The sequence below is a fragment of the Mesorhizobium sp. WSM4820 genome (genome assembly GCF_055811075.1).
Genome location: NZ_JBVVQN010000003.1, coordinates 170442 through 196219 on the forward strand (window position 1 = coordinate 170442; position 25778 = coordinate 196219).

The following is a 25778-nucleotide window of genomic DNA, read 5'->3' on the forward strand; positions in this document are numbered from 1 at the left end:
AATGATCCCATCTGAATGTCCGCTGCTCTATGACAACAGTCCCTTGAATGTACCGTTCCCTGCCAAAAGTGTCTCGGGTGTTCCGTCTTCCACCAATTTACCCGAATCGAAGACGATAACGCGATCGAACATCATCGCCATCGCCGGATTCGTCACGACCCACACAATTGCCGGCGAATGGCCGTCGCGCCTGGCTTCCTCGAGCACGTTCCGCAGCACCTTGTCCTGCATGCGCTGGTCGAGCGCCGACAGCGGCCGGTTGAGAATGAGAAAATCAGGACGCTTGAGCAGGGCCCGGGCAACATCGAGTTTCTGTCGCTGCCCGCTGGTCAGCCGCCTGCCGCTGGAGCCGACGTTGAAGTCCAGGCCGACATCCAGAAGTTCGGCATAAAGCCCAAGTTCGTCAAGAATGTCATAGACGATGGAGCGTATGCGATCCGGCGCGTCGGGATGGTTGTTGCCCACACGCCCGAACAGGACATTATCCATGACGGTGGCCGCGGCAATGTATTTGGCGGGATCATACCGTTCGATGGCATTCTGCAGCTCGGGCGGCAGGTGTTCATAGAACAGGTTGCGTGCAGCGACGATCTTGCTCATCAGTTCGTCGCTCAGCAGGCCGAAGCGGTGCCGGGGCTCGATATAGGCAAAGCTCAAGGTGACGATCATGGCGCGGTCGCTCTCCGAAACCGCCTCGTGGGGACGGTTCTTGAGCCGTTGCAGCAAGGTTTCGTAGGTGGGTATCTCCTCGGCGCTCATGAAGGCAAGTTGCTGGAAGAACGGGTGATCGGGCGGCAGGTCGGCAAACAGCTCGATCGCCTGTTCGGCGATCTCCATGCCCATTTCGTAGAGCGTGCGGTCGAGGCCGGCTTGCCTCAGAACAGAAGCAAAATAGGGATTGGCCGCCATAGCCCTGTCGGCCAGTTCGGGGCCGGCGGCAGCGCCGAAGAGCAGGTTTTGGCCGATCGTTGCTTCCTTGTTGTAGGCGCCCGGTTCGAAAGGAACCACCAGTCCGCTCAGCCCTTCGTGTTCCAGCCGGGTTCGCAGCGCCGCACGCAGTTCGACGATCCGCCGGGCAAGCTCGCTGTGACGCGTGAGATCGGCCGAAGAGCGCAAGCCAAGATCCAGGATATCGCGCGATAGAACAACCGCGTCGAGTACCCGGCGCACGGCTTCAAAGAGGTCGTGCGGGCCGGTAGCGCCGGCGGAAACATAGTTGATCCAGTCGCTGTGGATATCAAGATCCGGATTGCCCGACAGGCGCGCCTCATGCATGTTCCAGCGGTGCTGGTCTGCCGCAGCATCGTCATAAGGCACCGATGTCAGCGGCGCATGCTTCAGCCCGTAGAGCAGGTTATCGCGTAGGCTTGCCTGGAACAGGAAGACATCCGACGAGGCATAGGACATGCGCCGGCCGGTCACTGCTTCGGGGAGTTCAAGCAAGTCGTCGGCGCCCGAAGCGACCCTTCCGCTGTCCGGCCAGTTCAGCCTTGCGAAGGCTTCTGCAAGCGCCTCGGCTCCACCTGTTGCGGTACTGAGCAGCGCCACCGTCTCACCCGGCTTGATCTTGAGGGAGACACGGTCGAGGAGCATTGCACCGCCATCATCTGCTATCGACAGACCGATCGCCGACAGGGGCTTGGTCATCGGATCGGGATCGTCGATCGTCAATGCCCCGATCCTCGGCGCAATGAGCCGATCGACGGTGAATTGTTCAACGACCTGCTGATATTTGACCTGGACATCCTGCCGCGCCTGATCCCAGTCGATCAGTTCCTTCATCGGTCCGGGCAGGTCCTTGTAGGCGCCGATCACGGCCACGAGCTGACCGACGTCCAGCCGCCCCTGGATGACCAGATACCCGCCGATCATGTAAAACAGAAAGGGCGTGAGCTGCGCGAGAAAATTGTTCAGAAACTTCACCATGAATTTCCATTGGTAAAGATCGAAGCGGATCTTGAAGATGAGCCCGAGCCGCGCAGCTATGTCGGCGCGCTCGTAATTTGATGTGTCGTGGACGTGAACCGCGCCGATGCCGTCGACGATTTCGCCAACCCGGCCCGAAAGCGCGCGCGCCGTCAACTGCCGTTCGCGCCCGAGCACGATCAGCCGCCGCCGCATTCGCGGGATGAGCACGATCTGGACCGCCACGATCCCGGCCGCGATCATTCCGAGCCAGAAATTCTGGACCACGATGAACAGCATGGCCGTCAGCGCCTGGCCGCCGAGCAGCACCGGCTGCACGAAGGCATCGCCGATGAAGCCGCCCAGCGGCTCCACCTCGTCCTTCACCATGGTCGCCACTTCGGCGGATTTCACCCGCTTGAAGTAAAACGGCGGAAACCGCAGCACACGATCGACCAGATCGAAGCGGATACGCCGCAGCATGCGTTCGCCGAGGCGGCCCTTGTAGGTGTTGATATAGAATTTGAACAGGCCGTTGATGACGACCAGCAAGAGGAACACAAGGCTCAGCGCAAACAGCGTCGCCACGCGGTCGAGCTGAAAACCGGAGAAGAACTGGACCTCTCCGATGAACGGCAGGTTATAGTGCAGCCTCATGAATGGCTGGGTCGCGCCCGGTTGCTCGAACCCGCTACCTTGGATCGGGCCGTTGATGATCAGCTTCGGCAGGTCGAAGGACATGAAATACGGGATCATCGAAAGCACGACGATCATCAATATCCAGAGCTGCTGCTTCTTGGTGTGCGTCCAGATATAGCGGGCTAGGCTGGGTTCCATATGCGGCTGTGGACCCTTCAGTTGGAACGATGCAGGATGTAAAAGCACCTGCTGGCGAATGGCGTATCGGCAATTTCTTCGTCGCCAAAGACAAGCTCGAAGCTGCAGCGCACGGAGATTGTCCTGCGCTCAACGATGGAAGGAACATGCGAGGCGGCGCGATCCAGTTCCGGCGCATGATCGATAACAACGACATCGGCATTGCTGATCATCGAAGAATGCGGCTGGCCAAACGGCTCGCGGCTTCGGTAGGGTTTCGGCGAATAGCCGAGCAGCACGAGGCAGCAGCTGCGCGGCTGGTGCTGGCGAATGGACGCCGCTGGTCCGGACAGATGCAACAGGCTCTCTCCGGCACCGGGCAATGGCGAAGCGGCTTCCAGCATAATCACGTCCGCGAATCAACAGCCTTCCGGGAGGCAAGATTGCGTTGTGTCGCCCGAAATCCCAACCTACAAGACGAATATGATGGATGTCACGCAACCACGCAATGCCGGCATGGACTGGCACGAGCAAGCCTTTGACCTGACGCGGGGAATTGCTGCCTATGTCAAGTGCCCCCTGGTGGCAGCGCTGGCGCGCGTCATCACCAGGCATCCGAACGCCGATATCGCCAACGCCTTCAACCACAAGCAGGTCGCCTGCAAGATGTGGGCGCTCGACAGGCTGTTCGAAAGCTGCGGCGGCCGGTTCGGGCGCATATGGGTTCTGGGTGGATGGTACGGCGTATTGCCGGCTATGCTTTTTAACGACGCTCGCTTCGACATCGCGGCGGTCGATAGCATCGACATCGATCCCGAAGTCGCGCCGGTCGCCCGGACCCTCAACCGGGAAGCCGGCGACCGTTTCCGGGCACTGACGGCAGATATGTACGCACTCGACTATGCGGCCGGGCGGCCCGACCTGATGGTCAATACGAGCTGCGAACACATAGCCGATCTGCGAGCCTGGCTTGCCCTGCTTCCGCGGGGCACGACTGTACTGCTGCAATCGAACGATTATTTCAGCGAGCCGACGCACATCAACTGCGTGGCTTCGCTTGCAGCCTTCGAAGCAATGGCGGCGTTACAGGAGGTGCGGTTCTCCGGCGAACTGCCGACAAAAAATTATACGCGCTTCATGCTGATTGGAACTGTTTGACGCATTTCGCCCGGTTTGGGACAACGACATGCATAAACGAGGGGATGAAGCGCGTCGCACGAACCTCGCCAGACGCGACGCGCGTTAGCATCTATCGTCTGTTTTGATCATGAACTTCTCCGAAACCGGGCCCCACTTTTAGGGACCATGTTCGATACCGCTGGCGCAGAATTTGCGCCGAGCGATGCGCGCCCTCCAGATCGAGACGATGCGCGGCTGGCGTCGGTCCCGCAAGCGCCTGTTCGATCGCTTGCGCCAAACCTTCAGGCGTTAGGTCCTTCTCCATCAGCACCGTTGCAAGACCGAGTTCTTCGAGCCTCAGGGTGCGAACCGTCTGTTCGGTTTCCCCGCCGGCTGCAAATGGAACGAGCAGAGAGCGACAACCCGCGCGCAGGACATCGCAGACCGTGTTGTAACCCGCCTGCGAGACTGACAGGCGGGCGCCGGTCAGCAGGCTGGCGAAATCCTCGCGGAACCGGAAGATGGACAGGACCGGCGAGGCATCGCGTGTGATCGCGTCAAACTCGTCTTTCGGCAGGTTGGGGCCGGTGATCAAACACCATTTCCCAGCGTTGTTGGCATGCCGCGCCGCTGCGATGGTGGAACTGACAAGGCTCTTTCCGGCAGCCCCGCCGCCAACCGACACCAGAACGTCGAACCGCGCGGAGGCCGCGGGCGATGGCGGCGCGGCAACGAGCCCTGTGTAGGTGACCTCGGCCTTGATCGCCCCAGCCAGTGGAAATGTCTTGTCGATGGTTGCGAAAGCCGGATCGCCGTGGACCATGACAAGGTCGAAATGCCTGTTGATCAGATCGACCGTTTCCTCGTTTCGGCCCGGCTTGACGCGCTGCTGAAGGATATCACGGACGGACGTCGCCAGCAGCGGTCTGGGCGACGTCGCGTCGATGGCCTCGATCAGCGGCAGGAGTTCGAAACGCATCTGCCGGCGTCCAAATGGAAACGCCTCGACAATGACGATATCAGGCCTGCAATCTCGGAAGGCCTGCAGCAGCATCTCTGAACGCCATCTCTTGAAATCATCGTCGATGGGTTTGCCCCGCAGGTCGACAAGTCCGGAAAATCCTTCATCACCGGAGGTGACAGGTGGCAGGGTTACAGATTTCACACCCACTCCCGGAAACCCCGCGATCGGCGCTCCGCCGGTCACGACCGTTACGTCAAACCCGTCATCGACCAGAGCCGCCGCAATGCGGCTGGCGCGCGCGAGATGGCCGATACCGAGCAGGTGCTGGACATAGAAGAAAGCCCGCAGCCGCTTCATTCGGCGGCCCGCCACTCCCGCTCGAACAGTTCCTTGAGCTGTCCAATGCTTGCCAAATGATCGAAATTACCGCGCACGCGCCGCTCTGCGGCGTCGCCGAGGCGGGCGCGCAGCACGGGATCACGGATCAGGCGCTCCAGCGCCTGCGCCAGGGCAATTGGGTTTTCCGTCGGAACCAGCAGCCCGGTTTCATCCGGCGATAGAAGCTCCGGCACGCCGGAAATATCGGTCGACACGCAGGCAAGCCGCTGGCTAGCCGCCTCCACCAGGACATTCGGCAGACCGTCCCGGTCGCCATTTGCGGCGATCCTGCAGGCCAGGGCGAAGATGTCGGCGCAGCGGTAGTGCTCAAGCACCTCCTCCTGCGCAAGCGCGCCTTTCCAAAAGACGCGGCCATCCAGGCCGAGCTTTTGCGCCAGCGCCTTGAACCGTTCCAGTTCCTCGCCGCCGCCGATATGCTCGAAACGCCACGCCAAATCACCAGGCAAGAGGGCAAGGGCCCCCAGCAACGTATCGTAACCTTTCTTTTCAACGGCGCGCCCGACACTCAGAATGATAACCGGTTCGTCCGGCGCCGAGCCGTCATGCTGTTTTCGCGCCTCGCCGAAACTGCCGAAGCGATCAAGGTCGAGCCCATGATAGCTCAGATGCACAGACGCGTTGCCGTTAGCGAGTTTTTTCAGACGGTCGAAGCCGGTTTTCGTGCAAGTGACCGTCCAGCGGGCCGAGGAAAGCTTGCCAGCCAGATCCCAGTCCGCCGAAGTCCAGATGTCCTTGGCATGGGCCGAGCAGCTCCAGGGCAGGCCACGAAGCTGGCTGGCATAGCGCGTCACCGATGCCGGAGTGTGCGCGAAATGTGCGTGCAGCCAGCCCGCGTCTTCCGGCCATTCGGCCGCCAGCACGAGCGCTTGTCCGAAGCGGCGCGCGCGATTGCGCGTAAAGTCGCGGCCGAGGTCGATAGCCAGCGATCCGAGCGCGCGCCAGAAGCCCGGCCGAAGCAGATAAGCAAACAGCGAGCGAACCACGCGCAGCGGCTCTTCATGCAGATATTCCGGCAGATAATGGACGGGCGCTTTGATCTCGTCATGCACGGGGTGGCGTTTTGCGTCGGTCGGCCGCCTGAGGGCGAAGAGTATCAGGTCGAACCCCGCACGCTCCAGACCGAGCAGTTCCTGCGCGATGAAGGTTTCCGACAGCCGCGGATAGCCCTTCAGAACCACGACGATCTTGCGATGTTGCAACTCAGATCATGCCTTCAATGACCGAAAGGTGATGGCCGCCCCGCCGGTCGAGCAGTTCCGCGACGATTTCAGAAATGTGAGGCAGCCCTTCCAGCGTCAGATGCGGATGGCTCTGCGATGGGCCGGGCCGGGCCGGCAGCACCTCCAGCGCATTGGCAAACCGCTGGGAATCCTCGGCTTCTTCCGGCAAAAGCATCTCAATGAGGCCGAGTTCGGCTGCGCGCCGTGCTCGGATCAGTTGTTCCTCGCGGGGCTTGACGCGCGGCACGATCAGCGCCGGCTTGTCGAAAGACAGTATCTCGCAATAGGTGTTGTAACCGCCCATCGCCACGACCGCCTTGGCACCGGCAATGAGATCTTCCATGCGGTTGTCGAACTCGATGATCTTGATATAGGGGATCTTGGCCCCCTTCTTGAGCAGCTTGTTGCGCTTGCGCGCCGGCATGTAAGGCCCAAGCACGATCAGCGCCCTATGCTGCAATTGCGGATCCTGCTGATAGGCATCGATGACACTGTGGATCAGGTCGCCGCCGTCACCGCCGCCACCGGTGGTAACGAGGATATAATCGCCGTCGGGCCGGTGGCCGGGCAACTCGTTCTTCTGCAGGCTCCGTTGCAGGAAACCGACGAACTTCATCTTTGCCCTGACAGCCGGCGGCACGTCCAAACCGATCAGCGGATCGTAGAAATCCGGCGGACCATAGACCCAGACCTTGTCGTAGAACAGGCCTATCTTGCGCATCACATCCCTGTGTGCCCACTCTGCTTCGAGCAGATGCGGCGCGTCCATCACCTCGCGCAGACCAAGCACGAGCGTGGTGCCCCGCGTCTTGAGGTAGGACAGCGTGTCCTCGATCTCACCGCGCAGGCCGAGCGGTTCCTTGTCGACGATGAAAATATCCGGCCGGAAGGTCTCGGCTGTGTGGCGGATGATCGACTGGCGCATCCTTAGCGTCTCATGCAGATCGATATCCTTTTCCAGCGAGGTGTATTCGCCGTTGCGCAACTTGATGACGCTGGGGATCTTCACGAAGTCGACACGGGCGCGGTAGTCGAAGGCGCCAGCGATAGTCGCACCCGAAATGATAAGCACCTGAAGTCCGCGGAAATCCTCGACCAGCGAATGCGCGATCGTCCGGCAGCGCTGCAAGTGGCCGAGCCCGAACGTGTCGTGGCTGTACATGAGAATTCGAGCATTTTGTACGTGCTGGGTCATTGTTGAACGTCTTTTGGAATTCTCGCCTGAGGACCGTGGACGACCCCGCACGAAACCATCCTCGCGGGTCTGCCGACCTGTTTTGGAACATGACGGCGCAATTATCAATTACCCAAGAGGGTCCATATGCAGAAGCCAGGAAGCTGCGTCTGCTCAGCAGCCACGCTGGTCCAGAGAACCTGCATCATTTTCTGGTCTTGATCATCTCGGATTGGCAGCGAAGATTCGGATAAGGCGGCGTTGGCAGAAATAGACGTTTCCAAGGTTGAGGTCGAGAGTTCGAATCGCTTCATCCGCTCCAAGTTCTCTCAAGGGAATCAAGCTATTGAGAGGCGCCTTTCGGGACGCTTTTTGCTTACAAGGCCAGCTTTGCCGCCTCCTGAAAGCTGATGTCCGAGTGACCAGGTTGACGGTCTCTCTCGCGCTAAAAGCAGCCATCAAAGGTGACAGGTCAGCGCTATTTGTCATCTGTCCAAAATCTGCCCCTGCTGATGACCGGCGCTTGCATACATGCCAGTGGTTCTGAATTCTGTCGGACTGACGCCGAAGCCACGTCGGAATACCTTGGCGAAGTAGTTGGGATCTTCGAAGCCGCACATGCCGGAAATATCCTTCACCGGAAGGTCGGCGGACATGGTCAGTAGCTTTGCGGCGCGGTCGAGGCGTCGGTTGAGGACGAACTCAGCCGGAGGAATACCTTCATGCGCCGCGAACACACGTGAGAAATGGGCGCGACTGAGACCGGAAAGCCGCGCCAGCTCATCGACCGGCAACGGCAGATGCAGATGCGCACCGATATAGTCAGTCACCTGACGCACTACCGAATTCTCCGCCACGTCATTTCCGTGCAGTTCGAACACGTCGTCATAGAGTGCCATGGCCGCCTCATAGGAAATTGCCGAGGCGCGTGCCGGCGTTGAGCCGTCGCCTTTGACCAGCCGGTAGGCGCAGTCGGCCAGATTATCGACGGTCGCTGCCCGAAGCCTGAACACCGGTCCTTTCGTTGCCAGGACCTCTCTATGGATGCGCAACGCTTCCGCCCCATGCATCGATATCCAGAAAAACTCCCAGCGCCCGCCTTTTTCGACCCAGTAGCGGTGCGAATGCGGAACAACCAACAGCATCGTCTCGCCCGGAGCGATGCGGTAGGACCTGGTTCCGTAACGCAGGTTTCCGGTGCCGCTGATGGTGTGCTGCATCACTGTGAACGGCGTCTGCCCGCGCCTGCGGCCATCCCAGCTGTAGCCGGCATCCGTTCTCACGTCGTAGCCGGTGCTCGTCGGCATGGTGTGCAATCGCTGCCGAGCGCGCGGCAGGGAAATCATCTTCATCACCGGCCCAAGGTCGACGAGTTTTTGCAGCACAAAATTACCCTACAAAGCACATCTACGCCCTACCGGAGGGGCGTGATCTTACGCATATTGACCAAAAACAAAAGAGATGAGGATGAAACCCCGGTTGCACGCCGCCTGGTTGCGTGTCTTCCGAATAACACGCCTGGACTGGATTTCCACGAACCGATTTTACCTATCGGTCCAATCCGCTTGCGGAGAAGGTTCGAATGAGCAGATTTAAGATCGCAATCATTGGCGCGGGCAGCGTCGGTTTCACCAAGAAGCTTTTCACGGACATTTTGTGTGTGCCGGAGCTGCGCGACATCGAGTTCGCACTGACCGACATCAGCGAGCACAATCTCAAGATGATCGAGTCAATTCTCCTGCGGATCGTCAAGTCGAGCCAGCTTCCTGCACGGGTGACCGCGACGACGGACCGCCGCAAGGCGATCGAGGGCGCGCGCTACATCATTAGCTGTGTGCGCGTCGGAGGTCTCGCCGCCTATGCCGACGATATCCGCATTCCCTTGAAATATGGCGTCGACCAGTGCGTCGGCGATACGATCTGCGCCGGTGGCATTCTCTACGGCCAGCGCAACATCCCGGTCATTCTGGATTTCTGCAAGGACATTCGCGAACTGGCCGAGCCAGGCGCCAAATTCCTGAACTATGCCAACCCGATGGCGATGAACACCTGGGCGGCGATCGAATTCGGCAAGGTCGACACGGTCGGTCTCTGCCATGGGGTCCAGCATGGGGCCGAGCAGATTGCCGAGATCCTCGGCGCCGGGGAAGGCGAGCTCGACTATGTCTGCTCCGGCATCAACCACCAGACCTGGTTCGTCGACGTTCGCGTCAAGGGCCGCAAGATCGGCAAGGATGAGCTCATCGCCGCCTTCGAGGCGCATCCGGTCTTCTCGCGGCAGGAGAAACTCAGGATTGACGTGTTGAAGCGCTTCGGCGTCTATTCGACCGAAAGTAACGGCCACCTGTCGGAATATCTGCCCTGGTACCGCAAACGGCCTGAGGAGACCGCCAAGTGGATCGACATGTCGGACTGGATCCACGGCGAAACCGGCGGTTATCTGCGCTATTCGACCGAAACCCGGAACTGGTTCGAGACCGAGTTCCCGCAATTCCTCGAAGATGCGGGAAAGCCCTTCGATCCCGGGCGCCGCTCGAACGAGCACGCCAGCCACATACTGGAGGCGCTCGAGACCGGCCGGGTCTATCGCGGGCACTTCAACGTCAAGAACGAAGGCGTCATCACCAATCTTCCGTCCGATGCAATCATCGAATCGCCTGGTTTCGTCGATCGCTTCGGCATCAACATGGTGGCCGGCATCACGCTTCCGGAAGCCTGCGCCGCGACCTGCATTTCGTCGATCAATGTCCAGCGCATGTCCGTCCACGCGGCAATCTCCGGCGACATCGACCTCCTGAAACTGGCCGTGCTGCACGATCCGCTGGTTGGCGCCGTCTGCACGCCGGAAGAAGTCTGGCAGATGGTCGACGAGATGGTTGTGGCGCAAGCGCAATGGCTACCGCAATTCGCCCATGCGATCGACAGCGCCAAGGAGCGGCTGAGCCGCGCGACGGTAAAAACGCGGGAATGGAAGGGCGTCGCCCGCCGCGAGGTTCGCTCGATCGAAGAGATCAGGGCCGAAAAGGACGCCATGAAGTTGCGCGCGGCCGGCTGAGACATTGGTTGCGATAAGCCAATGTTCCGGAAAACCGGGCGGACAGGATCGTGCCTCGGCGAATGCGCCCGGGCAGCGCGGCACTGTCATCCGAGAAGCGGAATACCGCTTCTGAGAAAGCGGAATACCGCTTCGTTCGATGCTTGTAGGAGGAGAGCCATGCCATCGCGGCAGGCCCGAAGCATAAGGGAGAGACCAGGACAATGAACATTTTTGGCCGCATGAAAACCGCCGCCGCGCTCCTGTTTGGTATATCGGCGTTCGTGATCCAGGCCGTGGCCTCCGAGCCGACGATCGTGCCGGAACAGCCGCCGTTTCCGGCGCAAGGCACGATCAATTACGTGCCGCGCGATTCAATTCTGGAATTCAAGGCGCTATCCGAATATCGCGAGCCGGAGTGGGTCACAGAAAAATTCGTCAAGACCGGGAAACTGCCTCCGTTGGCCGAGCGGCTGCCGAAGGAGCCGATGGTCTTCAAGACAGGCAACATGCCCGACGGGATAGGCGTCTATGGCGACACGATGCGCCACGTCGTCGGCGGCCGGCCGGAAGGCTGGAACTACAGTGCCGGGCAGACGCAAGGCTGGGGCGGCATTGACATCGCGATGTTCGAATGCCTGACGCGCACCGCGCCGCTCTTCCAGGTCGATGCCAAAGACGTCGAGCCGCTGCCCAATCTTGCCCGGAGCTGGGAGTGGTCGGAAGACGGCCACACACTGACGATGAAGTTGATCGAAGGCGCAAAGTGGTCCGACGGAGATCCCTTCGACGCCGATGACGTGATGTTCTATTGGGACGACAATGTCGTCGATCCGAACGTCTCGCCGCTGAACGGTGCAACACCGGAAACGTTCGGAGAAGGCACCACCCTGAAGGCGGTAGACAAACATACGGTCAAATGGACTTTTAAGGACGCGTTCCCGCGCCAGCATCTCTATGCGATGGCCTATGGAACCTTCTGCCCTGGCCCCTCGCACATTTTGAAGACCAAGCATCCGAAATATGCAGGCACCACCTACGACGAGTACAAGAACGGCTTTCCGCCGGAATACTTGAATATGCCCGTCATGGGCGCCTGGGTGCCTATCGAATACCGTTCGGACGACGTCATCGTGCTTCGCCGCAATCCTTACTATTGGAAGGTCGACGAAGAGGGAAATCAGCTGCCCTATCTCAACGAACTGCACTACAAGCTTTCGACCTGGGCCGATCGCGACGTGCAGGCGATCGCCGGGTCCGGCGATATCTCGAACCTGGAGCAACCTGAAAATTTCGTGGAATCGCTGAAGCGCGCCGCACAGGAAACGGCTCCCGCGCGGCTGGCCTTTGGCGCCCGGCTGATCGGCTACAATCTTCGCATGAACTTTTCAGCCAATGGCTGGGGCGAGCCGGACGAGCGGGCGCAGGCCGTACGCGAGCTCAACCGCAACGTCGATTTCCGTAAGGCCGTGACCATGGCCATCGATCGCAAGAAACTCGGCGAATCCCTCGTCAAAGGACCCTTCACCGCGATCTATCCCGGCGGCATTTCCTCTGGCACGAGCTTTTACGACCGCGCCTCGACGGTGTACTACCCGTTTGATCTGGAAGGCGCCAAGGCGCTGCTGGAGAAGGTCGGGTTGAAGGACACGGACGGCAACGGCGCCGTCAACTTCCCGGCCGGTACAGCTGGCGGCTCGGACGTACAGATCGTGCTTCTGGTGAATTCCGACTACAGCACCGATCGCAATCTCGCGGAAGGTCTGGTCGGCCAGATGGAACAGCTTGGCCTCAAGGTCGTGCTGAACACAATCGATGGCGCGAAGCGCGACGCAACCCAGTATGCCGGGCGCTTCGACTGGCTTGTTCGCCGCAACGAGCAGGAACAGACCTCAGTTGTGCAGAACACGACCCAGCTTGCCCCGACCGGTCCGCGCACGAGTTGGCATCACAGGGCAGGAACGGACGGCACGGTCGATCTGATGCCGTTCGAACAGGAACTCGTGGACGTCGTCAACAAGTTCATCTCCAGCAACGACAATGACGAGCGCGCTGATCTGATGAAGCAGTTCCAGAAGGTCTCGACGACGAATCTCGATACGATCGGCCTGACAGAATATCCGGGTGCGCTCATCATCAACAAGCGCTTCTCCAACATTCCGGAAGGCGTGCCGATCTTCATGTTCAATTGGGCGGAGGACACGATCATCCGTGAACGGGTCTTCGTCGCTGCCGACAAGCAGGGCGACTACGAGCTGTTCCCCGAGCAGCTTCCGGGCAAGCCCGGTGAAGGCGGTCCGATCAACTGACCGCAGTCGATTTCCCCTCCGGCGAGCATCCGCCGGAGGGGAGGTTGCGAATTGAACCGTGGAGATACCGCGCCTCGTGAAGGAGCAGATCGCCACGAGCCACAAGAGAAGCAAACGCGATCATGTTCAGATTTCTGCTTGTGCGTATCGCCTCGGCGATTCCTGTCCTCTTCGTCCTGAGCGTCGTGACGTTCGCGATCATCCAGGCCCCGCCGGGCGACTACAGCGACTATGTGCGCTCGCAACTGATCAACCAGGGTGGCGCATCCTTCGAAAAGGCCGACGCCCAGGCGCAGGCCTACAAGGTCGCCCACGGGCTCGATAAGCCCTTGCCCCTCCAGTACGTCAACTGGATCACCGGCATCGTCACCCGCGGCGATTTTGGCCACAGCCTGTTCTACAACAAGCCAGTCGCCGACGTGGTCGGCGAGCGATTGCCCCGCACCCTGGCGCTGGCGCTCGTCTGCCACATACTGGCGTCGGTGATCGGCATCACCTTCGGCGTTCTGGCGGCAACCCGGCAATATTCCTGGGTGGATAGCCTGCTGTCGGGGATCTCGTTTCTCGGCATGACGATACCGCGATTCCTGATGGCGCTGATCATCGTCTATATCCTGGTGTTCCACTTCAATGTCACTGAGATCAACAGCTTCCATTCCGCCCGCTATGGCGGCGCGCCCTGGTCGTGGGGCAAGTTCGTCGACCTGGTCAAGCATGTCTGGCCGGTCATCGCGATCGCCACTTTGGGCGGGCTCGCCTACAACATGCGCGTCATGCGGGGCAATCTTCTCGATACGCTGAACGCCCAATATGTCGAAACGGCTCGGGCCAAGGGCTTGAGCGAGGGCACGGTGGTCATGCGCCACGCTGTGCCGAACGCGCTGCATCCGCTCGTCATGTATCAGGGCGTCGTGCTGCCCTACATGCTGACCGGCGAGATCGAAACCGCGATCATCTTCGCCCTGCCGACGGTCGGCCCGGCCATCGTCGGCTCGATGTGGATCGGCGACGTCTATGTCACGGCGACCTTCATGTTGGTTCTGTCGGTGACCCTGATCGTCGGCAATATCATCGCCGACATGCTGCTTGCAGCGCTCGACCCGCGGGTTCGCCTTGGGGGAGGGACCGACGCATGAAAGCCGACGTCCAATCCATAATCTGCGCCTCCGTGCCGCCGGCCAAAGGCAATGGCAACGAAACCTATACCGCGCTTGTCTGGCGCCGTCTCAAGCGATCCTGGACCGGCATGATAGGGCTGATCCTTGTCTGCCTCCTGATGATCATGACGATATTCGCGGAGTTCTTCGCACCCGTCGATCCGAAGCTGACCGGCGTCGGTTTCGCGCCGCCTCAGACAATCAGCATGACGGATCGGGGCGGGAACTTGTTCTTTCCGCCGCGCAGCTATCCGATTCGTGAAACAGATGAATTCGACCCCGTCACGTTCCAGCCGATCGTAGGCCCCGACTACGAAAACCCGCAGACGCTAGGCTTTTTCGTCAAAGGGTTCGGATACAGGCTTTTCGGACTGATCCCGGCGCAGCGGCATTTCTTCGGCGCCACCGACGGAAGCCCGGTCAATTTCCTCGGCACCGACAAATTCGGCCGCGATGTGCTGTCGCGCATCATCTACGGCTCGCGCATTTCGCTGATGATCGCCCTGACCGTGGTGTTCATCATCACGGTAGTCGGCACGACGGTCGGCATGGTGTCCGGATATTTCGGCGGAAGGTTCGACGCATGGGTACAGCGCTTCGTCGAACTGGTGCTCGCCTTTCCGCAACTGCCGCTTTATCTCGCGCTCACCTCGCTGATTCCGGTGACGGCGCCGACCAATGTCTTCCTCGCGTTCGTCATCGTCGTCATGTCGGCGCTCGGCTGGGCACAGCTGTCGCGCGAAGTTCGAGGCAAGACTCTGGCGCTGGCGCGGATCGACTATGTGCGGGCGGCGATGGCGATCGGCGCAACTGACCGCCGGATCATCTTTCAGCATATTTTTCCCAACGTCATGAGCCACGTCATCGTCGCCGTCACGCTGGCGATCCCCAATGTCGTGCTGCTTGAATCCTTCCTCGGCTTCCTCGGTTTCGCGGTGAAGCCGCCGCTGATCTCCTGGGGGCTGATGCTGCAGGATACCGCGACATACTCCGTCATTGGGTCCTATCCCTGGATCCTTGCCCCCGTGGGTTTCGTGCTGGTCACCGTCTTTGCGTTCAATGCGCTGGGCGATGGTCTTCGCGACGCCGTCGATCCCTATTGAGAAGGCCGGCACCATGGCTCTGACGGAAAAAATCTCGATGGCGCCGGACGAACGTCACGATCATGCGGTGAGGACCGGCAGTCCGATCATCGACGCCCGCAATGTCGCGGTGACGTTCAAGATAGAAGGCGGAACCGTCGACGCGGTCAAGGATGTCTCGTTTCAGCTCTATCGCGGCGAGACCATCGCTGTGGTGGGAGAATCCGGCTCCGGCAAGTCGGTGACGGCGCGCACGGTCATGGGCCTGCTCACCAAGCGCGCCACCGTGGCCGTGCACTCGCGGATCGAATATGATGGGAAGAATGTGCTGAAATTCTCCGACCGGCAGCGCCGGGCGCTGCGCGGCGACCGCATTTCGATGATATTCCAGGAGCCGATGAGCTCGCTCAATCCGGTCTACACGGTCGGCGCGCAGATCATCGAGGCGATCCGCGTTCATCAGAAGATGAGCCGCAGGCAAGCAGCGGAGCGTACGCTGGAGCTGTTGCGGCAGGTGCAGATTCCGGACCCGGAAAGCCGCTTCAACCAATATCCGCACCAGCTTTCAGGCGGTCAGCGCCAGCGCGTCATGATCGCCATGGCGCTCGCCAATAATCCGGATGTACTCATCGCCGACGAACCCACGACGGCACTCGACGTCACCGTGCAGGCGCAGATCCTCAACCTCATCCGTGATCTGCAGCAGAAGCTCGGTATGGCGGTAATCCTGATCACTCACGATCTGACGGTCGTTCGCCAGTTTTCCGACTACGTCTATGTCATGAGCCAGGGCGAGGTGAAGGAGCACAACACCACTGAAGCGCTCTTCAAGAACCCGCAGCATCCCTATACGCGCCATCTTCTGGCGTCCGAACCAAAGGGCATGGCCAATCCGACGCCGGTGGACTCAGCCGTCATTCTCGAGGGCAGCAATGTGCGGGTGTCGTTCATGCTGAAGCATGGCGGGTTCTTCAAGCCGCGGCTCAAGGAACTCGTCGCCGTCGACAGCCTCAGCCTAAAGCTTCACCGGTACGAAACGCTGGGGCTGGTCGGCGAATCCGGGTCCGGCAAGACGACGTTCGGGCAGGCGCTGGTGAAGCTTCTGACGGCCGACGGCGGCGAAATCTTCTTCGACGGCGAACCGATCCACGCAAGGACACGTGACCAGATGCGGCCGCTCAGATCGCGCATGCAGGTCGTCTTTCAGGATCCGTTCTCCTCGCTCAATCCGCGCATGTCGGTCGGCCAGATCATCGAGGAGGGGCTGATCGTCAATCGGCTCGGCGACAACAAAAGTGATCGGTTGCAGCGCGTGGAGCAGGCGCTTGTCAGCGCCGGGCTTCCGCACAACATCCTGTCGCGCTTTCCGCACGAGTTTTCCGGCGGACAGCGCCAGCGCATCGCTATTGCGCGGGCAATCGCACTCGAACCGGAATTCATCCTGCTCGATGAGCCGACATCGGCGCTCGATCTCTCCGTTCAGGCCCAGATCATCGACCTCCTGCGCAAACTGCAGGACGAGCGCGGCCTGAGCTATCTCTTCATTTCCCACGATCTCAAGGTCGTACGCGCGCTTTGTCATCGGGTCGTGGTGATGCAGCACGGTAAAATCGTCGAGGAGGGACCCGTCGACGAGGTTCTTTCCCATCCGAGGACCGCCTACACCGAACGGCTCGTCAAGGCCGCGTTCGAGGTAGCCGCATAAATCGCAGACAAGAGGCGCAATTCATGACGAGACAACCCAAAATCACGTTCATCGGGGCCGGTTCCACCGTCTTCATGAAGAATGTCATCGGCGATGTGCTGCAGCGGCCGTCTCTTTCGGGCGCTACCATCGCGCTGATGGACGTCAATCCGCAGCGCCTGGAAGAAAGCGAGATCGTCGCCGGAAAGCTGGTCAAGACGCTTGGCTCTGCGGCGATCATCGAGACGCATTCCAGCCAGCGCAAGGCCCTAGAAGGCGCGGACTTCGTCGTCGTTGCCTTTCAGATCGGCGGCTACGAGCCCTGCACGGTCACTGATTTCGAGGTGCCGAAGAAATACGGCCTGCGCCAGACGATCGCCGATACGCTCGGCGTTGGCGGCATCATGCGGGGTTTGCGCACCGTTCCGCATCTCTGGAAAATCTGCGAAGACATGATGGCAATCTGCCCCGATGCCATCCTCCTGCAATACGTCAACCCGATGGCGATCAACACCTGGGCGATTGCGGAAAAGTATCCGCTCATCAAGCAGGTCGGTCTCTGCCATTCGGTGCAGGGAACGGCTTTCGAACTCGCCCGAGATCTCGAAATCCCGCTCGAGGAAATCCGTTACCGGGCCGCCGGCATCAACCACATGGCCTTCTACCTGAAATTCGAGCATCGGCAGGCCGATGGCAGCTACCGCGACCTTTATCCGGATCTCGTGCGCGGCTACCGCGACGGGCGATTTCCGAAACCCAGCCACTGGAATCCGCGCTGCCCGAACAAGGTGCGTTACGAGATGCTGACCCGCCTCGGCTATTTCGTCACCGAAAGCTCGGAGCATTTCGCCGAATACACGCCCTATTTCATCAAGGACGGCAGGCCCGATCTGATCGAGAAGTTCGGCATTCCGCTCGATGAATATCCCAAACGCTGCATCGAGCAGATCGAGCGTTGGAAAGGGCAGGCGGCCGCCTACCGGAGCGCCGAGAACATCGAGATCGAGGAGAGCCATGAATATGCTTCCTCGATCATGAACTCGGTCTGGACCGGCGAGCCCTCGGTTATTTACGGCAATGTCCGCAACAATGGCTGCATCACCTCGCTGCCGGAAAATTGCGCGGCCGAAGTGCCGTGCCTGGTCGATGCGTCCGGCATCCAGCCGACCTTCATCGGCACCTTGCCGCCGCAACTGACGGCGCTCATCCGCACCAATGTCAATGTGCAGGAACTGACTGTCGCGGCCTTGATGACGGAAAACCGCGAGCATCTTTATCACGCGGCGATGATGGATCCCCATACCGCCGCTGAGCTCGATCTCGACCAGATCTGGTCGCTGGTCGACGACCTGCTCGCCGCGCACGGCGACTGGATTCCGGAGTGGGCGCGGATCTCGAAAAACGTGCAGGCAGCGTAAGGACGGAACGGTCCTGGTTTGGAGCCGCGATTCTCATCTCAAAAGGCAGACGTCCGGAAAGTGTAGCCGAATGGTCTTTGGCGCCTGGATAAACCGCCTGTCAGCCAACGAAGAGTACCATCGCAGGATGTAGTTTTTTGAGATTTGGCAGCGATTTCGACTGCCAAGGTATTTCCGAGCTTCCCCGGACAATGAGTTGGATCTCTGGATGCTTTCTGACCTCTATGGTAAATTTGGCCAATAAATTGATGCCCGACGAGTTAAGGAACTCCAAGTCTGATACATGTATCGTTATAGTAGTAGGATTGGAGGTAAGGACGTTCATCATTAGCTGCAAAATAGGCGCATAGGCCTCAGAACTGGACAACCTCATTACGCCGTCAAAATAAACATCGCTTCCTTCGTTCCACACGCGATAATTTGTCGTTGTTATGTCCACGATTTTGTCTTCATTTCGTTTTAGTTATAAGTTTCTGATGATACCACAATTGAAGCATATGTTTCCAGGCGAACCTGATCCCTTTCGTCGGCGGGGCTGAAGACCCAAGCCAGGCTCGCGCCATAGTCGCTCATCAACGTCAGCAATCCAAGACCGGAATTTGTTGTCTGAGGGTCCGCGGCATTCTCTTCGATTCGCTGGATCAGGAGATCACCCGGATCGCCGGCTGTGATCTCCGACAGAAGATTTTGAAATTTAGCGGTCGTTTCGACGTCAACAACATTCGAAACCTTGATTTTAAAACTTTCCGATTCTATGGCCGCCTCGATCGTGATCTCGCCTGGCGCACGAAACTTGACCGCATTTTCAATCAGTTCGTTGACTAGATAGCCAATGCTGTGTCGCACTTCCCTGTAGTCGTTGCGAGAAGACTGGAAGCGCAGGGCAAAAACGTCCGCGATGAAGTCCGAAGTAGTTGCGCAATGATGCCAACTCAGGTCGAGAGGTCCATCGAACAATCGCACGCGGCTGACGCTCTCTCTCATTCCAATTGCAAAGTCGGCTGTTCCGAACAGTGTTGTCATTCCTACTTGTGCCTCATGATCACGAGCGTGATGTCGTCGTGGATTTTCTGTGTTCCGATATGGGCCATCAGGTCCTCAATAATTCCAGTTTTGATCTCCTCGGCGCTCCTGCGATGATAGTGGCGCGCACTGTTAGAGAGGCGTATCAAACCGAACAATTTTCCCTCCGGATCTTCCGCCTCGGTCACACCATCCGTGTGGAGCACGATCACATCGCCGCTGTTGAACGGAATGTCGCGCGTTGCGATAAACGGCAAGATGTTGCGTTCGAGGCCGATCGGCAGACCAAGATTGGCGGTATCGATACGCTCGATCTCTCCATTTGCACGAACGACGAGAACCTCCTCATGCTGCCCTGACAGGGTCACCCTCCCATTCTCAAAGTCAAGAAAGGCCAGCGAGAGATGCTTGTCGGTGTTGGTCCGTTCGATATTTTTATAGATGGCTCTGTTCAGTCGATCGAGAAACTGACGTGGATTGTCCTCGCCAGTCTCCTGCAGTGCGCGTGCAACGGATTGAACCATCAGCATCAGCACACCGCTTTCGAGCCCGTGGCCTGTGACATCGCCGATCCCGATCTTGACCCGCGATCCCTCTTGCAAGACGTCGTAGTAGTCGCCGCCGACCTCGTCGGCCGGCCGCATATAAGCGGCGATTTCGACCCCGTGGATGGCTTCGAGTTCGCTGGCTCTCGGCAGAACCATCATCTGGATATGTTTGGCAACTGCAAGCTCTGCACCAAGGCGCAGGTTCTCATCTCGCAATTTGCTGTTGAGGGCGGAAATCTCCTGATTTGCGTCTTCAAGCTCCTTCGTTCTTTCATCGACGATTTGCTCGAGATTTTCCGTATGGAAGCTGATCTCCTCCGCCATCCGGTTGAACGCGACCCCCACCTCTCCCACTTCGTCATGCGTCGGAATGCTTACTCGAACTGAATAGTCTTGTGCCTGGAGCCGCTTTGCGGCTGCTGCAAGCGCGCTGAGGCCTGCGGTGATCCGCTTTGAGATTCCGAAGACAGCCGCAAAGACAATCAGGAGCGAAATGATAATTGCGATGATCTGGGAGACCAGGATCCGGTTGGTCGCGCTGGAAATGCTCTGTTGCGCTGCAAGTAGGGAAGCATAGATTTCCCGCTCCGGGACGACGAAGCCGAGCATCTGGTTTTCGGCTGTGATGGACCCCGTGCTATTCCAGAGATTGACTGCCTCCAGTCGGCGAAGCGCGACGATGTGAGGTTCGGCTTCGCCATCCTCCTCCCAAATCGAAATATGCTTGATGACCGTCTTGTCGTCGGCAGGAAGTTCGAGCGCCGCAACGGCCGAATGCGTACTCTTTTTGAGCGAGCGATCGAGTCCGGTAACGCCTTGACCCGCCGCACCGCTTGCAATCTTGAGCCCGAGCGTTTTCTCGCCTTCGGGCTTGATCGCGAGCACATTGCCATTCGACATGGTGAGAAAACCGAAGCCCGTCTCAGCGACCTTCACGCTTTCGACGATTTCAGCGAGTTGATCGAGCGTTACGTCGGAAGCGACCATGCCGGCGACATCCTTGCGGTCCTTCGTCCAGAGCGGATGGAAGAAACTCACTATGAGCTTACCGGTAATCGCATCGATATATGGGGCAGTCGCCGTGATGTCATCGCCTTTTACGGGACGCGAATTCGGGTCCCTGATCCACCCCTGCCAGCGCTCATAGACGCCAGGAAAGAAGAAATCCCAGAAATTTGCGTTGTTGTGGCCCGGATAGAGCTTGTCGAAGGTTTGCGCCTGATCGGAGTAAGGAGTCGTGCGCATGATAGGTGCTGCCTTCGGTCCAACGTAATAGACCTGCAACTTCCTGGCGCCTGTTGCCATTTGGCTTGGGCCAAAAATGTCGAACGCCGCACTCTCCTGAATTTTGTGGAGAATTTCGGGCTTCGGTCGGCCATCGGGGGAGAGAAGATATCCCCAGATACTCAAGACCGAAGGCGACCCTTGTGGGCTCTGCATCCAGTTTCCCTTGGGGTCATGTACAAGCGGCGCATTGAAATAGGAGTCCGTCGCCAGCGCGTTGCCGATAGCCTCCTTCGCCTCTGGATGATCGATCAGTCTCTGCATGGAGCCTGCAAGTGCGGTAACCTCGGAGTGCATTTGGTCGAACAGGAGATCGGCGCGCAGAGCAGTCGTCTCGATATAATTCTGGAGGTATTCCTGGCTCGCCTTGGTGAGGCCGCTCTCGATCTGGTACGTCGCGTCGCGGGAAAGCCGGTTGACGTTCCAAAGGGCCACGCTCCCACCGACCAGGAGGTCGAAGAGCACCGCCCCGCCTACAACGATTATGAATTTCGCGCGGAAGCTGTTAGGCCGGAAAACGGACCAGGGTTTGCGGGAAATGGCATGCGACTCGCTCACAGTGGCTTACGTCCCGATGCAACCCAGATTGGCCAGCCGGCGTATCCCTTGGGGTGGAGCGCAGCGAAAATGTGATCCTGGAAACCCTGTCGGAACCGTCTGATGAACGCCGGCGGGTCACCTCGCTTTGTCGCCATCTCGCCTGCATAGACGTTCTCCCATGCCGCGACGACATCTGCGAAGTCCTGCGGATCGCCGTCGTGGTTAGTGACCACGAAAGACTCGACTCGAATGTCTTCGAACCCCGCCTCGACCAGGTATCGACGGCTTTTGGGGCCAAGCTCGATATCCATCTGGAAGTGCGCCCAAAGCTTGGCGACTTCACTATAGGTCCACTGGATGCTATCGGCGCGCGGTTCGCCCAGACAGTGCGAGTTCTTTTCATTCGTGATGTAGACGCGTCCGCCCGGCTTGCAGATGCGAAAGAGTTCCTTGAGAATCAGTTCGGGCTTGTTGAACACCTGCAGGGAGTGTCGGCATGTGACCAAGTCAAACTGATCTTGGTCAAGCAGCATTTCTGACGCGTCGCCATAGGTGTATTCAATTCCTCCGATATCGAACGCCGCAGCCACGCTTCGCGCATAAGCAAGGCTTGACCTGGAATGGTCGAGAGCGACAATCCGTGACGGCTGAAATTCTTTCTGCACGAGTACGGCGAAATCACCAATTCCGCAACAGATGTCGGCCATGATGATACCGGGTTGCATGCCGTGTCGCGGCAAGATTGTGCGCTCGTGGCGCCAAGTCATCTTCGTCTGTGTGCGGAGGATCGGAATGAACCCGCCTTCTTCGAGGAAGCTCTGCCCCGGATAGAAATCACTGTCATACTCTTGAACCGTGATGTTCGCTTCGATTCCGTTCAGGCGCCCGAATTTTCTGGTCGTCCACCCGACAACGCTTGACGTTACGAGTACGAACCTGAGATCTGGTCGAGCGCGACAGGCGTCAATAATGACCCGCGAGAAAGCATGAAATGCGGTGTTGTTCATTTGCGTCAATCGTTTGACGTTTACGTACAGGGTACCGCGTACACGAGCGATTGATTCCTTCAACAGGGCAATGCTGGGCGCAAGCTCATCGATCGACTGGGGCCGCAGTATTCCCGATATCGAGAACTCCTGATCGTTTACATCGTATTGCGCTCTGAAACGGGGGAAAAGGTTGTACGCGCTCAACTTGGCATGCCCTCAAGCGGAAGATCGACGACAAGGGTGATGATATCAGCGCCGACTTGCTCGACTCGAAGGGTCGCGTTGTAGTCGATGACGAGTTCCAGGAGAACGACTTCACGACTGGGCGCGAGGTCTCCGGACACTGAGTTGAGATAGCGCTCCATTGCCTCGGATCCCGTAATTTGAAACACCGCTTCTTCAAAGAATTGTCGTTCTTCGGGAATGCAAGGGAATGTCAGTTCGATCCTGTCCGTCTCACCCCGGCGTGACACCCTACAGGCTATTTCACCGCCGTAATGCCGCGTACGAAAGGCGACCTCCAATAATTCGTTCAACGCGGAGGAAAAGAGGTTTGAATGCCGTACGGAGTCAGGTCTGTTATGGCTGATCATTCGCGCCGAGTAAGTCGAGAGTTGATCGCAGAGTATCCAATCAGACATAAAAGTTTTGACGTCCAAATCGATCTGGATCATTGTCTCAAAGACTGCTTCGCCATCTTCGTCATGAGAAGCAATGTTCATTGGCGTTCCTCACTCGTTTCTGGCTGCATTTTAGTCGAGCGGTGCGACGAACCCTTCCCGGACGGCAGTTGACCTGTCTCTGGAAATCCATATCGCTCTGCCTCGCTTCCCTCAGGTTCGTCCACGCCGCTATGCATGGGGCCGGACGCTGGATCGCCAGATTTCGTCCCCACTTTCGCGTATTAGTTCCTTGGAAGATCGCCTGATGAAATCGCGCGTCGCCTCGGCTCCGAGTGGCCGTCCCAGGAAATCGCCCTGGAGGTAATCACAGTTTTCCCTGATCAGCCATTGTGCCTGTCCCGGCGTTTCAACTCCCTCCGCGGTGACGCTTATCCCCAAGCCGTGCGCCATGCCTATGATCGATCGCACGATCGTCTGACTTTTTCGATCGGTTTCTAAGTCTTTTATGAAGTATCGATCTATCTTCAAAGTGTCGAACGGGAAGTTCTTAAGGTAACTCAACGAGGAGTAGTAGGTGCCGAAATCGTCTAGCGCGATCCTTATCCCGAGGACATTCAGGGTATTCAGTGTGTCAATGTTGTCGACGGTTTGCTCGAGAAGAACGGTTTCGGTAATCTCGAGCTCAAGCCGGTCGGCGCGGATTCCGACTGCGTCGACGATCTGAGCAACCGTGTCCGTGAGCGAACCGCTCAGGAACTGCGCCGGCGACAGGTTCACGGCGACCGTCAGTGAAGACGGCCATCTCGTTGCTTGGCGGCAGGCTTCTTCGATCACCCATCGTCCAATCTCGTCCATGAGACCGTCGGCTTCGGCGATCGGTATGAACACGCTCGGAGGAATGGTCCCGACTTCGGGATGCCGCCATCGCAGCAGCGCTTCGAAGCCCACGACCGACTCGGGTGCCCGAATGAGCGGTTGATATTCAAGATAAAGCTCGTTCCGGTCCAGCGCCATTCGAAGACTGCGCCTCAGGTTTTCACGCTGTTCGAGCAGGAGCTGCATCGAGCGATTGAAAATTCGCGCACAGCCGCGTCCGTCTCTTTTGGCTGCATAAAGGGCGATATCCGCGGCCTTCATCAACTGCTCGCCCTCGGTCGCGTGTCCCGGTCCGAATGCAATTCCGATGCTCGCGCCGACGAAGACGGGGATGTCGTTGATCATAAACGGCGCCTTGAATGCTTCAATTAACGCCCCCGCGAGGCGTTCCGCTTCGGCGGGCTGTTCCGTACGCGATTGAATGACGGCGAACTCGTCTCCAGCTAACCGGTATGCGCGTTCGCCGTCCTGCAGCGTGTCCCGGATCCGGCCTGCTGCCAGTTGAAGCAACGTATCGCCCGTGCCATGGCCGAGTGTGTCATTGACCGCTTTGAAACCGTCAAGGTCGATTTGCAGCAGGGCAGTGGCATTTGGCTCATCGACCACCGACAGAGCTTGTTGCAGGTTTTCGCTGAACCCCCGCCGGTTCTGCAATCCGGTTAATGCGTCGTGCGTCGCCTGATGAAGGAGCATCATACGCTCTTGCTCTTCCGGTGAGCCCCGCCCGCCCCGCTCCCTTTCTCTGGATTCAATGATTCCAATTCCATTCGCAGCGCCGAAAACGACAGCGGAACGGGGCGCCTCCCCCAGCGATCGCTGGAGATTGACATTTATTGGAGTGCCGCCGCGCAGCACGCGAACAAATTTTTCGATGAGCTCAGTGTCGACGTTCGGATAAATCTCCCTCAGAGCGACGCCCGCAACCAGCGGGCGGCTGTGGATGCTTTTGAGGTTGGTTGCGTAGTGCGTCAGGCGGAAGTCCTGATCATAGAACGACACACCATCAGTCGTGTTCGCCAAAAAGTCCAGGAGACGCGCTTCGCTGATGGAGGACGGATGACTCGGTGAAAGCTCTTCCCTGTTCGCTCCGGCACCCTGTGCTTTCGGACGTAAGAGCCACTTCCAAAGGCGGTACAAAATCCGCATCTCCTCATCCCTACGGTGAAGCTAGCAAACCATAAGGCTAGTTGCAAACCTATAGGTTGCGGCGGTGCTTGCGGGCAAGTCATAGAGACGCCATTGGCGGAACCGTTGGCGGGAACGCAAAGATTGTGCCCGCGGATGGGCCGGACCGAAGATCCAAAAGGCTCCCCAGCTTCGGAGAATGATGGACATTCGGAGAGCAGATTGAATGGGAAGGTTGTTTCCGCTCTCCCCAGCTTTCGGCCGCACATCCCGCAAACGCTGGGCTTCCGGGAGCCATGAAGGGGCCGGAGAATTGTTGGGCAATTTTGAAGGTGGTAGCGGGAGAGCGCTACCGCCTTTCCCCACATTCAGAGAACGGCCAGTTCAGGCTTCGCTGCACTGGCTGAGCAATTTGCGCCGTTCATTCTAAGGCAGCCGTTGGCCTTGCGCTGCAATGCGCGAGGCCGACGGTGTCCTGAAATGGACTTG

19 protein-coding genes are annotated in these 25778 nt (G+C 58.8%); 8 read left to right on the forward strand and 11 right to left on the reverse strand.

Annotation, left to right across the window (positions count from 1 at the left end):
* Positions 1 to 27: 27 nt before the first annotated feature.
* Positions 28 to 2742, reverse strand: coding sequence for an ABC transporter transmembrane domain-containing protein (locus AC0L2R_RS06730; RefSeq protein ID WP_473508190.1), 2715 nt, complete (start codon positions 2740 to 2742; stop codon positions 28 to 30).
* A gap of 29 nt (positions 2743 to 2771) precedes the next feature.
* Between AC0L2R_RS06730 and AC0L2R_RS06735 the strand changes: the two genes are divergently transcribed.
* Both AC0L2R_RS06735 and AC0L2R_RS06740 read left to right on the forward strand, forming a co-directional pair.
* Positions 2772 to 3263, forward strand: coding sequence for a hypothetical protein (locus tag AC0L2R_RS06735; protein WP_473508191.1), 492 nt, complete (start codon positions 2772 to 2774; stop codon positions 3261 to 3263).
* Positions 3208 to 3879, forward strand: a complete 672-nt coding sequence (locus tag AC0L2R_RS06740) for a methyltransferase domain-containing protein (RefSeq protein ID WP_473508368.1) — start codon at positions 3208 to 3210, stop codon at positions 3877 to 3879. The genes AC0L2R_RS06735 and AC0L2R_RS06740 overlap by 56 nt, the downstream gene beginning before the upstream one ends.
* 91 nt (positions 3880 to 3970) lie before the next feature.
* Here the strand turns inward: AC0L2R_RS06740 and AC0L2R_RS06745 are convergent, their stop codons facing one another.
* From AC0L2R_RS06745 to AC0L2R_RS06760, 4 genes are all read right to left on the reverse strand, one after another.
* Positions 3971 to 5161 carry a glycosyltransferase family protein gene (locus AC0L2R_RS06745; protein WP_473508192.1) on the reverse strand — a complete coding sequence of 397 codons (1191 nt, stop codon included), beginning with the start codon at positions 5159 to 5161 and terminating at the stop codon, positions 3971 to 3973.
* Positions 5158 to 6402: a glycosyltransferase gene (locus AC0L2R_RS06750; RefSeq protein ID WP_473508193.1), complete on the reverse strand. Its 1245-nt coding sequence runs from the start codon at positions 6400 to 6402 to the stop codon at positions 5158 to 5160. The genes AC0L2R_RS06745 and AC0L2R_RS06750 overlap by 4 nt, the downstream gene beginning before the upstream one ends.
* 1 nt (position 6403) lies before the next feature.
* Positions 6404 to 7618 (reverse strand): glycosyltransferase family protein, encoded by a 1215-nt coding sequence (locus tag AC0L2R_RS06755; RefSeq protein WP_473508194.1) that lies wholly within the window; start codon positions 7616 to 7618, stop codon positions 6404 to 6406.
* A gap of 464 nt (positions 7619 to 8082) precedes the next feature.
* Entirely contained in the window at positions 8083 to 8949 is an 867-nt protein-coding gene (locus tag AC0L2R_RS06760; protein WP_473508369.1) for an AraC family ligand binding domain-containing protein, read from the reverse strand.
* Positions 8950 to 9179: 230 nt separating this feature from the next.
* On the opposite strand from AC0L2R_RS06760, the gene melA (AC0L2R_RS06765) reads away from it, so the two are divergent.
* From melA (AC0L2R_RS06765) to melA (AC0L2R_RS06790), 6 genes are all read left to right on the forward strand, one after another.
* Entirely contained in the window at positions 9180 to 10652 is a 1473-nt protein-coding gene (gene melA, locus AC0L2R_RS06765) for an alpha-galactosidase (RefSeq protein WP_473508195.1), read from the forward strand.
* Positions 10653 to 10855: 203 nt separating this feature from the next.
* The gene (locus tag AC0L2R_RS06770) at positions 10856 to 12940 is read left to right on the forward strand and encodes an ABC transporter substrate-binding protein (protein WP_473508196.1); all 2085 of its coding nucleotides are present in this window, start codon (positions 10856 to 10858) and stop codon (positions 12938 to 12940) included.
* A gap of 122 nt (positions 12941 to 13062) precedes the next feature.
* Positions 13063 to 14076, forward strand: coding sequence for an ABC transporter permease (locus AC0L2R_RS06775; protein WP_473508197.1), 1014 nt, complete (start codon positions 13063 to 13065; stop codon positions 14074 to 14076).
* Positions 14073 to 15200, forward strand: a complete 1128-nt coding sequence (locus tag AC0L2R_RS06780) for an ABC transporter permease (protein WP_473508198.1) — start codon at positions 14073 to 14075, stop codon at positions 15198 to 15200. The genes AC0L2R_RS06775 and AC0L2R_RS06780 overlap by 4 nt, the downstream gene beginning before the upstream one ends.
* Positions 15201 to 15213: 13 nt before the next feature.
* Entirely contained in the window at positions 15214 to 16884 is a 1671-nt protein-coding gene (locus tag AC0L2R_RS06785; protein ID WP_473508199.1) for an ABC transporter ATP-binding protein, read from the forward strand.
* Positions 16885 to 16907: 23 nt separating this feature from the next.
* Positions 16908 to 18281: an alpha-galactosidase gene (gene melA, locus AC0L2R_RS06790; RefSeq protein ID WP_473508200.1), complete on the forward strand. Its 1374-nt coding sequence runs from the start codon at positions 16908 to 16910 to the stop codon at positions 18279 to 18281.
* A gap of 100 nt (positions 18282 to 18381) precedes the next feature.
* On the opposite strand, the gene AC0L2R_RS06795 is transcribed toward melA (AC0L2R_RS06790), so the two are convergent.
* From AC0L2R_RS06795 to AC0L2R_RS06820, 6 genes are all read right to left on the reverse strand, one after another.
* Entirely contained in the window at positions 18382 to 18720 is a 339-nt protein-coding gene (locus AC0L2R_RS06795) for a slr1659 superfamily regulator (RefSeq protein WP_023797948.1), read from the reverse strand.
* A gap of 20 nt (positions 18721 to 18740) precedes the next feature.
* On the reverse strand, positions 18741 to 19304 hold the full coding sequence (locus AC0L2R_RS06800; protein ID WP_473508201.1) for a slr1658 superfamily regulator: 564 nt from the start codon (positions 19302 to 19304) through the stop codon (positions 18741 to 18743).
* Between the two features lie 2 nt (positions 19305 to 19306).
* Positions 19307 to 21676 carry a SpoIIE family protein phosphatase gene (locus AC0L2R_RS06805; RefSeq protein WP_473508370.1) on the reverse strand — a complete coding sequence of 790 codons (2370 nt, stop codon included), beginning with the start codon at positions 21674 to 21676 and terminating at the stop codon, positions 19307 to 19309.
* A gap of 14 nt (positions 21677 to 21690) precedes the next feature.
* Positions 21691 to 22869, reverse strand: a complete 1179-nt coding sequence (locus AC0L2R_RS06810) for a methyltransferase domain-containing protein (RefSeq protein ID WP_473508202.1) — start codon at positions 22867 to 22869, stop codon at positions 21691 to 21693.
* Complete coding sequence (locus tag AC0L2R_RS06815; RefSeq protein ID WP_167366450.1) at positions 22866 to 23387, reverse strand: ubiquinone biosynthesis methyltransferase UbiE; 522 nt, start codon at positions 23385 to 23387, stop codon at positions 22866 to 22868. Before AC0L2R_RS06815 ends, AC0L2R_RS06810 begins: the two co-directional genes overlap by 4 nt.
* 129 nt (positions 23388 to 23516) lie before the next feature.
* Positions 23517 to 25310: a putative bifunctional diguanylate cyclase/phosphodiesterase gene (locus AC0L2R_RS06820; protein WP_473508204.1), complete on the reverse strand. Its 1794-nt coding sequence runs from the start codon at positions 25308 to 25310 to the stop codon at positions 23517 to 23519.
* Positions 25311 to 25778: the final 468 nt, after the last annotated feature.